At 65.2% G+C, this 12621-nt stretch carries 13 protein-coding genes; 4 read left to right on the top strand and 9 right to left on the bottom strand.

The features are described from left to right. The first annotated feature begins 141 nt into the window (after nt 1-141). A complete protein-coding gene (locus tag JQ573_RS30105) occupies nt 142-1362 on the top strand; it encodes an MFS transporter (RefSeq protein ID WP_212311902.1) in 1221 nt (406 codons plus the stop codon). Here JQ573_RS30105 and JQ573_RS30100 read toward each other — a convergent pair. Further along, a complete protein-coding gene (locus JQ573_RS30100) occupies nt 1343-1810 on the bottom strand; it encodes a hypothetical protein (RefSeq protein WP_212311901.1) in 468 nt (155 codons plus the stop codon). The genes JQ573_RS30105 and JQ573_RS30100 overlap by 20 nt on opposite strands. A 154-nt stretch (nt 1811-1964) precedes the next feature. Between JQ573_RS30100 and JQ573_RS30095 the strand changes: the two genes are divergently transcribed. Further along, nucleotides 1965-2438, top strand: a complete 474-nt coding sequence (locus JQ573_RS30095) for a nuclear transport factor 2 family protein (protein ID WP_212311900.1) — start codon at nt 1965-1967, stop codon at nt 2436-2438. Nucleotides 2439-2509: 71 nt separating this feature from the next. Here JQ573_RS30095 and JQ573_RS30090 read toward each other — a convergent pair whose 3' ends face one another. Genes JQ573_RS30090 through cyoA form a run of 7 tightly spaced genes read right to left on the bottom strand, consistent with a single transcriptional unit; the run spans nt 2510 to nt 9409 of the window. Next, complete coding sequence (locus tag JQ573_RS30090) at nt 2510-3046, bottom strand: response regulator transcription factor (protein ID WP_212311899.1); 537 nt, start codon at nt 3044-3046, stop codon at nt 2510-2512. Continuing rightward, the gene (locus tag JQ573_RS30085; protein WP_409334681.1) at nt 3036-4361 is read right to left on the bottom strand and encodes an ATP-binding protein; all 1326 of its coding nucleotides are present in this window, start codon (nt 4359-4361) and stop codon (nt 3036-3038) included. Before JQ573_RS30085 ends, JQ573_RS30090 begins: the two co-directional genes overlap by 11 nt. 19 nt (nt 4362-4380) lie before the next feature. Further along, complete coding sequence (locus tag JQ573_RS30080) at nt 4381-5169, bottom strand: SURF1 family protein (protein ID WP_249132519.1); 789 nt, start codon at nt 5167-5169, stop codon at nt 4381-4383. Between the two features lie 44 nt (nt 5170-5213). Next, nucleotides 5214-5606: a cytochrome o ubiquinol oxidase subunit IV gene (gene cyoD / locus JQ573_RS30075; protein WP_212311897.1), complete on the bottom strand. Its 393-nt coding sequence runs from the start codon at nt 5604-5606 to the stop codon at nt 5214-5216. After that, a complete protein-coding gene (cyoC, locus tag JQ573_RS30070; RefSeq protein WP_212311896.1) occupies nt 5603-6232 on the bottom strand; it encodes a cytochrome o ubiquinol oxidase subunit III in 630 nt (209 codons plus the stop codon). Before cyoC ends, cyoD begins: the two co-directional genes overlap by 4 nt. After that, the gene (cyoB, locus tag JQ573_RS30065; RefSeq protein ID WP_212311895.1) at nt 6229-8232 is read right to left on the bottom strand and encodes a cytochrome o ubiquinol oxidase subunit I; all 2004 of its coding nucleotides are present in this window, start codon (nt 8230-8232) and stop codon (nt 6229-6231) included. Before cyoB ends, cyoC begins: the two co-directional genes overlap by 4 nt. 10 nt (nt 8233-8242) lie before the next feature. Then, entirely contained in the window at nt 8243-9409 is a 1167-nt protein-coding gene (gene cyoA, locus JQ573_RS30060; RefSeq protein ID WP_212311894.1) for a ubiquinol oxidase subunit II, read from the bottom strand. Between the two features lie 246 nt (nt 9410-9655). On the opposite strand from cyoA, the gene JQ573_RS30055 reads away from it, so the two are divergent. Beyond that, nucleotides 9656-10948 carry an MFS transporter gene (locus tag JQ573_RS30055; protein WP_092119979.1) on the top strand — a complete coding sequence of 431 codons (1293 nt, stop codon included), beginning with the start codon at nt 9656-9658 and terminating at the stop codon, nt 10946-10948. A gap of 123 nt (nt 10949-11071) precedes the next feature. On the opposite strand, the gene JQ573_RS30050 is transcribed toward JQ573_RS30055, so the two are convergent. After that, nucleotides 11072-11881, bottom strand: coding sequence for a transporter (locus JQ573_RS30050; protein WP_212311893.1), 810 nt, complete (start codon nt 11879-11881; stop codon nt 11072-11074). Nucleotides 11882-12105: 224 nt separating this feature from the next. Here JQ573_RS30050 and JQ573_RS30045 point away from each other — a divergent pair, with 224 nt between their 5' ends. Beyond that, complete coding sequence (locus JQ573_RS30045; protein ID WP_212311892.1) at nt 12106-12507, top strand: cytochrome c family protein; 402 nt, start codon at nt 12106-12108, stop codon at nt 12505-12507. Nucleotides 12508-12621 lie beyond the last annotated feature (114 nt).

Raw genomic sequence — 12621 nt, 5'->3', positions numbered from 1 at the left:
GATCTCGCTGGGCACGGAAGCGGCGTTGTGCGTACGGCCTTGCATATCGCCTTGCCGCAATCGCCCCTTGGCTGATCGCCGCGACTCATGACCTGCTGCGCCACGCTGGCGGCGATGTCGCGGAGCCGGCGAGGGCGCGGCATGCTTGCACGACGGTCGCTGGGGTGCGGTTACGACTGGCTGTGGACCGCGTTTGCGGTCTCGACCTTCGGCGCCTGGATCGCCTTCGACGCGTTCCCGCTGCTCGCGATCCTCGTGCTGCATGCAAGGCCGGAGGCGGTCTCGGCGCTCGCAGCGGTCGGCCTGCTGGCCGGGGCCGCGGTCGCGGTGCCGCTCGGGCCCTGGATCGAATTCCGCCGCAAGCGGCCGGTGATGATCGCGATGGATCTGATCCGCTTTGCCGCGACGATCAGTGTTCCCATCGCGTTCGTGCTGGGACGGTTGACCTTCACTCAGCTCGTCTTCGTCGCCGTCATCATGGCGGCGGCAGACATTGCATTCCGTGCGGCGAGCGGCGCCTGCCTGAAGGCACTCGTAAAACCGGACGATCTGGTGATCGCGAACGGGCGGCTCGAAGCCACGACCTGGACCGCGACCGCGATCGGCCCGCCGCTCGGCGGCGCGGCGATCGGCGTGCTCGGCCCTGTTGTCACCGTGATCGCCAATGCGGTCAGCTTCCTGCTCTCGGCGCTGGCCATCCGGCGGATCGGCGGGAGCGAGCCTGCGCCCGCCCAGCGCCAGGCCCGGGGATTTCGCTCGGCCGAATTGATCGAGGGATGGCGCAGCATCCTCGCGCATCCGGTGCTCCGCCTGCTGTTCTTCAACACCGTGCTGGTCAATGGCCTGATCATGGCGATGGCGCCGCTGCTCGCGGTGCTGATGCTCCGCGATCTCGGCTTTGCGCCGTGGCAGTACGGGCTCGCATTCGGGGCGCCCTGTATCGGCGGCCTGATCGGCGCACGGCTCGCGCCTGCGCTCGCCGCGCGCTTCGGGCAGCACAATGTGTTGCTCGCGGCCGGTACGCTGCGTGCGTGCTGGTCGCTCGGCCTCGCTTTCATGCCGAACGGTGCGGCGGGCATCGCCGTCGTCTTTGCGCTTCAGTTCGGTCTCGTCACCTGCGCCGGCATCTTCAATCCGGTGTTTGCGGCCTATCGTCTGGCCCAGATCGAGATGGAGCGGACCGCGCGGGTGCTCTCGGCCTGGACCATCACCAGCAGCGCAACCATCGCGGTGCTGACCGCGCTCTGGGGCGTGCTGGCGGGCTTTGCCGGTGTCCGGACGGCGATCGCGCTGAGCGGGCTGCTCTTGCTGGCGACGCCGCTGCTGCTGCCGCGCCGTGTGCTCAATATGAGCGCTGCTTGATGCCCCAGCGGCCATCCTCCGACGTCACGATCCACGGATTACGGTGACGGCTGGCAATCGATCCGTCGGCGCGGTCGCGGCTGTATTCGACCACGAGATGCACCTTGCGCGGACCGACCAGCACGGGCTCCCTGCGCTGATAGGTGCTCTTCGCCCACCCCGTGGTGCGCGCCAGATCGTCGAAGAACGACGCCGGCAACTGGCCCGGCCGTTCCCAGATCACGAGCTGCTCGCCGGACAGGATGACGTGCGGGAAGTGCAGCAGCGCGTCCATGCCGGCGAGATCGCAGGCGTTGAAGCGGTCGGTGAAATCGTCGATGCAGCGGATCGCCGCCGCGATCATGGTGGCGTCGTCGGCATCATCGGTGCCGGGTCGGAACAGGTCGTCGGCGTAACTCATGCTGTCGCTATACACCGGCACCGGAGTGAGCGGCAACGGCGTGTGCACGCGGCTCTCCAATCGTAGCCCGCATGAAGTGAAACCTCTTGATCGCGGTGAGGCGCGGACCTCCGGGCACCGAACGGCTGAAAGCCACGTAAGCAATCCTGACCAGAATCGTGCTGTGTTGTTTCACGGATGACGACGGTGATCGGAGCGCGGCGTGCTACGCTGGCTGCCCGGCCGCCATTTGATCGACATTGAAGTGACCCATCAATTTGCAGCGAGGAGAAATCCGATGACATCCAATGTTGAGGCAACCAGGAAGGGTTATGAGGCCTTTCAACGTGGTGACATTCCGGCGCTCATGAGAGACCTGATCGATGACGACTGCACGTGGATAACGCCAGGTCCCCAGGATAAATTGCCTTGGGCCGGGACCTTTAGAGGAAAGCAGCAGATTGCAAACTTCTTCGTCCAGGTCGGCGAGAATCTGGAATTCAGCGAGTTTGCACCGCGTGAGATGATTGAGCAGGGCGACACTGTCGTGGTCTTGGGTACGCTCACGGCGCGGGCAAAGAGAACAGGCAAGACCGTCAAGAACGAATGGGCCCATGTTTTCAAGTACCGCGGAGGAAAGGCGGTCTATTTTCAGGAGTACATTGACACTGCGGCGGATGTCGCCGCGATGACGTGACGGAGCGGGAGGCGGCCGGCTGAAGCAGGCGCGGATTCGCGTGCCTCATTGGCATCATCCGCCTCTATCATCTACTTCACCCGCTGCTTCTCGAGCTTGCGCGCCAGCGTCCGGCGATGCATGCCGAGCCTCCGCGCGGCTTCGGAGATGTTGAAATCGGTCTCCATCAGGGTCTGGTGGATGCGCTCCCATTCCAGCGTCTTGATCGAGGTCGGCCGCGCGCCGACCTCGATGGCAGCGTTGCCGGCGGCCTTTTGGAACGCGGCCTCGATGTCGTCGGTGTTCGACGGCTTGGCCAGATAATGGCAGGCGCCGAGTTTGATCGCTTCCACCGCGGTCGCGATGCTGGCGAATCCCGTCAGCACCACGATCAGCATGTCAGGGTCATGCGCGTGCAGCGCCTCGACGCAGGCAAGGCCCGACGCGCCGCCGGCGAGCTTCAGGTCGACGACGGCATAGCCGGGCGATTGCTGCTCGAGCAGCTCGCGGACCTCGTCGAGCGAAGCCGACACCGCGACGCCGTAGCCGCGGCGCTCGAACGAGCGTTTCAGTGTGCGGGCAAAGCCTGCATCGTCCTCGACGATCAGGAGCTGGCGTTCATCCGTCAAGATGGTCTCCGATCGCGAGCGTCGAGAGCGGCAGCTCGAGCCTGACCGCGGCGCCGATGTCCGGCCGGTTGCGCGCCGTCACCACGCCGCCCAGCTTGCGCACGACATTGACGACCAGGAACAGGCCGAGGCCGCTGCCGGAGCTGCCCTTGGTGGACTGATACGGCTTGCCGACATGCGCCAGCATCTCGCGCGAGAAGCCCGGACCGCGGTCGGTCACCGACAGCACAAGCTTGTCGGCATTGCGTTCGGCCATCAGCTCGATCCAGTCACGCGAGACCTCGGCGGCATTGTCGAGCACGTTGAAGATCGCCTGCTTGAGCGCGATGTCGGAGACGATCGCCAGATCGGCGCCGAAGGCGTTGCGGAAATACAGCGTCGCCGACGGCCGCGTCGTCCGCCATTCCTCCACCAGCGCCGTCAGGAACGCCGCGACCGTGGTCGGCGAGGAGCCTTCGCCGCGGGCTTCGCCAGCCGACAGCAGGATGCCGGTCACGATCGACTTGCAGCGCTGCACCGAGATCTCCATCTCGCCGAGGTCCTGCGAGAGCTCGGGATCGGAGGCGAGCGCCGGCATCCGGCGCCAGTCGCCCAGGATGACCGAGAGCGAGGCGAGCGGCGTGCCGAGTTCATGCGCGGCGCCTGAGGCCAGAAGGCCCATCTGCACGATGTGGTCCTGCTCGGCCGCGTGCTGGCGCAGCGCCGCGAGGCGGAAGTCGCGGTCGCGCAGGTTGCGGTTGATCCGGGTCATGAACACCACGAGCAGCACGGCGTCGAGCACGAGCCCAATGAACGTGCCGGCGATGTAGAGATTGAAGGCCTCGGCAAAGCCCTGCGGCAGCTCCAGTGGCCGGTAGTAGCTGGTCAGCCAGGCGAAGTTCATGCAGACCAGCGCCACCAGCGACCAGGTCGAGGGCGCATCGAGCAGCACCGCGCCGAGCGTCACCTGCAGCAGATAGAGCGACGTGAAGGGATTGGTGGCGCCGCCGCTGAGATAGAGCAGGGCGGTCAGCGCCGCAACGTCGAGCGCCAGCGCGACCAGCAGCTCGCGGTTGTTGATGTCGGCGCGGTAGCGCAGCCACAGCAGGCTGACGAGATTGAGCGCGACGAGCCCGAAGATCACGGCGGCCATCGGCAGCAGCGGCAGCGCGACGCCCATCCAGAACTGCACGAAGCCGATGGTGGCGATCTGCCCGATCACGGCGATCCAGCGCAGCTGGACCAGCAGGGCCATGTTCTTGCGATTGGTCGCGAGGTCGGCGGGCGCTGCGAGATCGAGCGGCATGCCGGCTGCCGCGCGCATGGCGGACGGCATCACGGTCGCGGCGTTTTCGTCATGCAGATCCGATGTGCGCTCGAGCATCTGGGCCTGTGTCGCGAGACAGATTGCGGGCTGCGCCGATCAGGCGGCGCACGGCGGCGCGCCTTGAGCCCCACCTTGGATCGGGGGCGCCGGCGCGGCCCCTGCCGCTGATGACGCGCAGGAGCGCGCCGGCCAGCATAAAGGCCAGCGCGAACCATGTCAGCGCGTAAATCAGGTGGTTGTTCGGAAACCGCACGATCGTGAGCCCGCCGATGGGGGTGCCGCCCGGATTTGGCGTCGCATCGGCGTCGATGAAGAAGGGGGCTACCTGCGACAACCTGTGCAAGGCGGCGATCGCGGCGACGTCGCGCGAATACCAGCGGCCCGCCGCGGGGTCATTGTTGCGCAGGAAACCGCCCTTGGGCTCCGACATCCGCAGCAGCCCGGTCACGCTGACCACGCCCCGCAGGACGCCGTCGCGCCGGCTCGCGGGATCGCGCCTGTCCGGCGGAACGAAGCCGCGATTGACCAGCACCGTGGTTCCGTCAGCCATTTGCAGCGGGGTCAGCACCCAGAAGCCAGGGCCGTCAGTGGTGACGGCCTGCACCAGCGTCTCGTCGGCGTTGAGGAAGGTGCCGCGCAAGGTGACGCGGCGATATTCGTCGCTCGCGGCCGTAACCGCCGGCCATGACGAGGGGGGCGGCGGCGCTGTCGGCGCCGCATGCATGCGCTGTTCGACCCGTTCGATCAGCGCCAGCTTCCAGGTCCTGCGTTCGATCTGCCAGATACCGAGCGCGCTGAGCAGCACCACGCCCAGCATGCCGAGCGTAAGCAGCACAAGCGATGGTCTGGCAGAGCGCATCGTCACGGCATCTGGCTCATGTCGTGGATCGGCATCATGTTGACGTTGAGATGATGCATGACCCACAGCGAGCCGGTCAGCGCGATCACCACCATGATCACGGTGAAGATCATCGCCATCATGCTCCAGCCGTTCTCGGACCGCGTGTTCATGTGCAGGAAGTACACCATGTGCACGACGATCTGCACCGCGGCGAGCACCAGCACGATCAGTGCGGTGACCTGCTTGTCGGCGATGGCGCCGCTCATCACCAGCCAGAACGGCACCGCGGTGAGGACGACCGAGAGGCCGAAGCCGATCAGATAGCTCTTCAGCGAGCCGTGGGCGGCGCCGCCATGGTCATCATGGCCGTGACCGCCGGCATTGGCTTCGAGAGTGCGGGCTTCTGTTGTCATCGCAGCATTCCCAGGAGGTAGACGAAGGTGAAGACGCCGATCCAGACCACGTCGAGGAAGTGCCAGAACATCGAAAGGCACATCAGCCGGCGGCGGTTGGCTTCGGTGAGGCCGAAGCGCGCGGTCTGCACCATCAGCGTCACCAGCCAGACCAGGCCGAAGGTGACGTGCAGACCGTGGGTGCCGACCAGCGTGAAGAACGACGACAGGAAGGCGCTGCGCTGCGGCGTCGCGCCTTCATGGATCATGTGGGCGAACTCGGTGAGCTCGATGCCGAGGAAGGCGAGGCCGAACAGCCCGGTGATGGCGAGCCAGGCCTGCGTTGCGCCGATCCTCGATTTCTCCATCGTCAGCATGGCAAAGCCATACGTGATCGAGGAGAGCAGCAGCATCGTGGTGTTGAGCGCGACCAGCTTGAGGTCGAACAGGTCCTTCGGCGCCGGGCCGGCGGCATAGTTGCCGCCGAGCACGCCGTAGGTCGCAAACAGCATCGCGAAGATGAGGCAGTCGCTCATCAGGTAGATCCAGAAGCCCAGCATGGTGCTGGCGCCTTCCGGATGCGCGTGCTCGTCGATGACGTGGAAGATCGGTTCGGAGCTTTGTGTGGAGACGGTAGCAACGGTCATGTCTGGGCTCCTGCGGCGAGAACGCGCGTCCGCGCGTCTTCGGTCCGCACCACCTCATCCGCCGGGATGTGGAAGTCGCGGTGATAGTTGAAGGTGTGGCCGATCGCGACCGCGAGCAGCGCAACGAAGCTGACGGCGGCGAGCCACCAGATGTACCAGATCAGGCCGAATCCCATCACCGTCGCGAGGCCAGCGAGGATGACGCCGGTGCCGGTGTTGGAGGGCATGTGGATCGGCTTGAAGCCGGTCAGCGGCCGCCTGTAGCCGCGGCGCTTCATGTCCCACCAGGCGTCGTTGTCGTAAACCACCGGCGTAAAGGCGAAGTTGTAATCCGGCGGCGGCGACGAGGTCGCCCATTCCAGCGTGCGCGCGTCCCAGGGATCGCCGGTGGTGTCCTTCAGCTCTTCGCGGCGCAGGATGCTGACTGCGAACTGCACCAGCATCGCGCCGATGCCGAGCAGGATCAGGAAGGCGCCGAAGGCCGCGATGACGAACCAGATCTGCAAGCTAGGATCGTCGAACACGCGGAGCCGGCGGGTCACGCCCATCAGGCCGAGCACATAGAGCGGCATGAAGGCGAAGTAGAAACCCGAGACCCAGAACCAGAACGACAGCTTGCCCCAGAACGGATCGAGCCTGAAGCCGAACGCCTTCGGGAACCAGTAGTTGATGCCGGCGAACAGGCCGAACAGCACGCCGCCGATGATCACGTTGTGGAAATGCGCGATCAGGAACAGGCTGTTATGCAGCACGAAATCGGCCGGCGGCACCGCGAGCAGCACGCCGGTCATGCCGCCGATCACGAAGGTCAGCATGAACGCCACCGTCCACATCATCGGCAGCTCGAAGCGGATGCGGCCGCGATACATCGTGAACAGCCAGTTGAACATCTTCGCGCCCGTCGGGATCGAGATGATCATGGTGGTGATGCCGAAGAACGAGTTGACGCTGGCGCCGGAGCCCATCGTGAAGAAGTGATGCAGCCAGACCAGATAGGACAGGATGGTGATGACGACCGTGGCGTAGACCATCGAGGTGTAGCCGAACAGCCGCTTGCCGGAGAACGTCGCGGTCACCTCCGAGAAGATGCCGAACGCCGGCAGCACCAGGATGTAGACCTCGGGATGGCCCCAGATCCAGATCAGGTTCACGTACATCATCGGGTTGCCGCCGAAGTCGTTCGTGAAGAAGTTGGTGCCGACGTAGCGGTCGAGCGACAGCAGCGCCAGCACCGCTGTCAGCACCGGGAAGGAGGCGACGATCAGGACGTTGGTGCAGAGCGAGGTCCAGGTGAACACCGGCATCTTCATCATCGTCATGCCCGGCGCGCGCAGCTTGACGATGGTGCAGACCAGGTTGATGCCCGATAGCGTCGTGCCGACGCCGGCGACCTGTAGTCCCCATATGTAATAGTCGACGCCGACGTCGGGACTGTAGCCGATGTTGGACAGCGGCGGGTAGGCGAGCCAGCCGGTGCGGGCGAATTCGCCGACGAACAGCGACATCATCACCAGCACGGCGCCGCCGACCGTCATCCAGAAGCTGAAATTGTTGAGGAAGGGGAAGGAGACGTCGCGGGCGCCGATCTGCAGCGGCACCACGTAGTTCATCAGGCCGGTGACCAGCGGCATCGCCACGAAGAAGATCATAATCACGCCGTGGGCGGTGAAGACCTGGTCGTAGTGATGGGCCGGGAGGTAGCCGTCGGAGCCGTTGAAGGCGATCGCTTGCTGCAGGCGCATCATCAGCGCGTCCGCGAAGCCGCGCAGCAGCATCACGATGCCGAGGATCATGTACATGATGCCGATGCGCTTGTGGTCCACTGTGGTGAACCATTCGCGCCACAGATAGGTCCAGAGCCGGAAGTAGGTGACGATGGCGAACAGCGCGAGGCCGCCGGTCGCGACCACCGCGAAGGTGCCGACCAGGATCGGCTCGTGCAGCGGCAGCGCGTCCAGATTGAGGCGGCCGAAGATCATCTTGATGAGATCGGGATTCATGCGGCGCTCCTCAGGAGTCTGATTTCGGGCGCTGGCCGAGCAGCAAGGATGTCGATGACGGATGGGCGGGAGAGAACGGCGGGCGCTTCAGCCCGACCCCACGCAGCGGCGTCAAGTCGAGCGGCGCGAGAACGTCGCGCGACGGCGCGTCCTTGATCTCGTCCATCGCGCAGATGCCGGCGACGAAGGTCGGTGAGGCGCCGAGCGGCGCGCCGCGGCGGGCGTATTTGTCGTAAGTCAGCGGCAGCGTGTTGTTGAGGCCTTCGCGGCCGAGGCCGCCCTTGGCGTCAATCGCCATCATCTCGCTCATGCACATCTTGCCGGGCTCGACGCACATGTTGAGGATCGCCTTGTAGAGATCGCGATCGACCGAGCGGTAGAGACGGACCGGATCGTTCTGGCTCGGACGCTCGAGCTGCAGATAGTCGGTGCGGCCGAGCATGCTGCCGCTGGCCCTGGCGGTGCCGATCCACTTGTCGAAATCGGCGGTCGACAGGCTCTTGAACTCGAAGTGCATGCCGGAGAAGCCGGCGCCGCTGTAATTGGCGGAGAAGCCGCGATAGGTGCCCGCCTTGTTGGCGACCGCGTGCAGCTTGGTCTCCATGCCGGGCATGGCGTAGATCTGGCCGGCAAGGGCGGGGATGTAGAACGAGTTCATCACGGAAGACGCCGTGATGCGGAAGCGGATCGGGCGATCGACGGGCGCTGCGAACTCGTTGATGGCGGCGACGCCGTAGTCCGGGTAGATGAACAGCCACTTCCAGTCGAGCGCGACCACCTCGACATTGAGCGGGGCGTCCTTGCTCTCGATCGGCTTGTCGGCGGCGATGCGGCCGAGCGAGCGGTAGGGATCGAGCAGATGCGTGCCCATCCAGGTCAGCGCACCCAGGCAGATGATGATCAGAAGCGGCGCCGACCAGATCACGAGCTCGAGCTGGGTCGAGTGATCCCACTCGGGCTCGTAGGGGGCCGCGGTATTGGACTGGCGGTAGCGCCAGGCGAAGAAGATGGTCAGCGCCATCACCGGAAGCACGATGATGAGCATCAGGACGGTGGAGATCACGACAAGGTCGCGCTGCTGGATGGCGACGTCCCCGGCGGGGGCAAGGACGACGAAATCGCACCCGCCAAGGAGCGCCGCGAACGGCAATAAGGCCAATAATTTCAAGGCGCGCACGGCTCACCCCACTTGAATTTTATGAGTTCCGCCAAGGGGTAGCTGCGATGCAGCAAAGTTGACATTGGACAATTTGTCCAATGTTGCACTGCGGGATAGGCCGTCAGAAGGTGAGGTGGACCGCGTGGCATAGGCTGCCCGTGGCCTCATCTCTAGTCTGAGCATGATCTGTTCGGAAAACCGGTTTCCACTTTTCCGGATCAGGCTCCAAAGGACGGTTCTCCGGCGATGGCACAGGCCCCAGCAATGGCTCACGGCACCCCGACGGCATCAGGTCACGGGCAGGCGAAACCTGGCGAAATCGCCATCGGCGTCATCATCGGGCGCACGTCGGAATTCTTCGACTTCTTCGTCTACGCGATCGCCTCGGTGATCGTGTTTCCGAAGCTGGTGTTCCCGTTCGTCAATGAACTGACCGGCACGCTCTATTCATTCGGGATCTTCGCGCTGGCCTTTGCCGCGCGGCCGCTCGGCACCGTCATCTTCATGGCGGTCGACCGCCGCCACGGCAAGGGCGCCAAGCTCGTCATCGCGCTGTTCCTGCTCGGCACCGCCACGGTCGCGCTCGCGTTCCTGCCCGGCTACGACACGATCGGCGTCGCGGCGATCTGGCTGCTGGCCGCCGCGCGCGTCCTGCAGGGCATCGCCTGGGGCGGCGCGTGGGACGGCCTCGCCTCGCTGCTCGCGATGAACTCGCCGGCGAATCGCCGCGGCTGGTACGCGATGGTGCCGCAGCTCGGCGCGCCGCTCGGGCTGATCGTGGCGAGCGCGCTGTTCGCGTTCTTCGCCGGCAACCTCTCGGCGGACGATTTCTTCGATTGGGGCTGGCGCTATCCGTTCTTCGTCGCCTTCGCCATCAACGTGGTGGCGCTGTTCGCGCGGCTGCGCATGGTGGCGACCGATGAATATTCCGAGCTGTTCGAAAGCCGCGACCTCGAGCCGGCGCGCGTCGGCGAGACGGTGGCGCAGGAGGGCCGCAATATCCTGCTCGGCGCCTTTGCGCCGCTGGCGAGCTTTGCGCTGTTCCACATGGTCACGGTGTTCCCGCTGTCCTGGGTGTTCCTGTTCACCCGGGAAAGCCCGGTGCGTTTCCTGATCATCGAGATGATCGGCGCCATGGTCGGCGTCGTCGCGATCATCGCCTCCGGCATGATCGCCGACCGCGTCGGCCGCAAGCCGCTGCTGCTGGGCTCTGCGGTCGCGATCGCGGTCTATAGCGGCTTTGCCCCGCAGCTGCTCGACGCCGGTGCGTTCGGCGAGACGATCTACATGGTGCTCGGCTTCGTGCTGCTCGGGCTGTCGTTCGGCCAGTCGTCCGGCGCGATCGCCTCGAACTTCGCGCGGACCTATCGCTACACCGCCTCGGCGCTGACCTCGGATTTCGCCTGGCTGTTCGGCGCCGGCTTTGCGCCGCTCGCCGCGCTGCTGCTGGCGACGCATTTCGGCCTGATCTCGGCCGGCGCGTATCTGTTGTCGGGGGCGGTGTGGACGCTGCTCGCGCTGTGGCTGAGCGGCCTGCGCGAAGCCGAAGTCAATTAGTCCCGTAGCCTTTCTCCTTCCTCTTGTAGCCCGGATGCAGCGCAGCGAAATCCGGGACCGCTCTCACCGCGAATGGTTCTGCCCCGGATTGCGCTGCGCTGCATCCGGGCTACAGAGGTTCGCTTAGCGAAACAGCCCGTCGACGCGGAACGAATAGCCGAGACCTACGATGTAGTTCGGCGAATTGCGGTGGAGCCCGAACGCGACGTGGAGATCGAGCTGCTGGGTCGGTGTAAGCCGGTACATGCCGCCGGAATTGATCAACTGGGTCGGCCGCGCGCCGTCGGGATAGTCGCCGACATATTCGGTGAACACGCTGATCCGCTCGGTCAATTTCTTCTCGATCACGAAGGTCGTTTCCGACATGTGCTGGCCGGTCAGCTCGGCGGGGCGGAAGAATTCCGTGAACATGCCGCTGACGCCCCAGCCGTCATGCAACTCCCATGACCATGGCAGCTGGATGTAGGGCTGCGCGCCGCGCCCGGCGATGGCGGCTGCGCCGGTCGGCAGCGCGACGCCGGCGGTGATCGACAGGTCGACCTTTCCCGGCACCGGGCTGATCTGCCATTTCAGTCCGGGAGCGACGTCGGAGAAGCCCGCGGCGCCCGGCGATCTCATAGTTCCGGTATAGCTCGGCAGGTCGATCAGGACCTCGAGGCAGGGCGCGATGCCGAGCCGCCAGCGGCTGTTGCTGCCGTCGATGCTGCGGCCACCGTTGCGGCCGGTGAGGTTGATGCCGTTTTCGCTCTGCAGGCTCCCGACCGGCACGACGATACTCGAATTGGTGACGTCGGGCCGGTCGGTCGCAATTTCGTCGCTCGGCTTGGGACAACCGTCCGCGCGCGCGGCGGTGGCTGCTGCGAGGGTGATCGCAGCAAGCACGCACCCGAGTTCGGCAAGTCGAGCGACGGCGCCGAACCGATTGTGAAACACTGGGGATGCTCCAAAAACCCGGCGCCGCTGCGGAGGTGGCAGCTTGAATAGAGATCGGCCGATGACGCGGATATTCCTCGCGGGCGGAAAAAACTTCAACAAGAAGTGCGATTGTCGGCGATCGATGCGGCCGGCGTCCAGCGCAATTATGGGCGGGGGAATTTCGGGGAATAGAATGGCGGCCTGGCGGCTCCTGTTGTGGTGGCAAACAGGAGACCCCCGGAATGACCATTCGTTCGATCGCAGGCGTGCTAGCGCCGCGGCAGGCCAAAATCGCCGCGATGGCGGCCATCGCGATCTTGCTCGCGCTGAACAGCGCCCGCGCGGCGGGCGATCCGGCGCGCGGTGCCACGCTGTACCAGGGCTGCGGCGATTGCCATTCGATCGAGAAGAACGACGTCGGTCCGATGCACAAGGGGGTGGTGGGCCGCCTTGCCGGCTCGGTCGCGGGCTACAATTACTCGCCGGCGTTGAAGGACTCGAAGATCGTGTGGACCGAGGCGAATCTCGACAAATGGCTGACCGGTCCGGACGCGATGGTTCCGGGCACCAAGATGTTCTACGAGGTTCAGGATCCGAAGGATCGTGCCGACATCATCGCCTTCCTCAAGGAGAAGGCGAAGTAGAGCGTTCTCTCTCAGCGTCATCCCTGCGGAAGCAGGGATCCATAAGCACAGGAATATGTTGTTGGGGCGCGCTGCGGCCCCAGCTTTTTCCATCAATCGATAACGGTGGTTGGG

It is taken from the genome of Bradyrhizobium sp. AUGA SZCCT0105, from assembly GCF_018129565.1.
Classification (GTDB): domain Bacteria; phylum Pseudomonadota; class Alphaproteobacteria; order Rhizobiales; family Xanthobacteraceae; genus Bradyrhizobium.
This window is presented reverse-complemented; position numbering and strand designations above follow the sequence as displayed.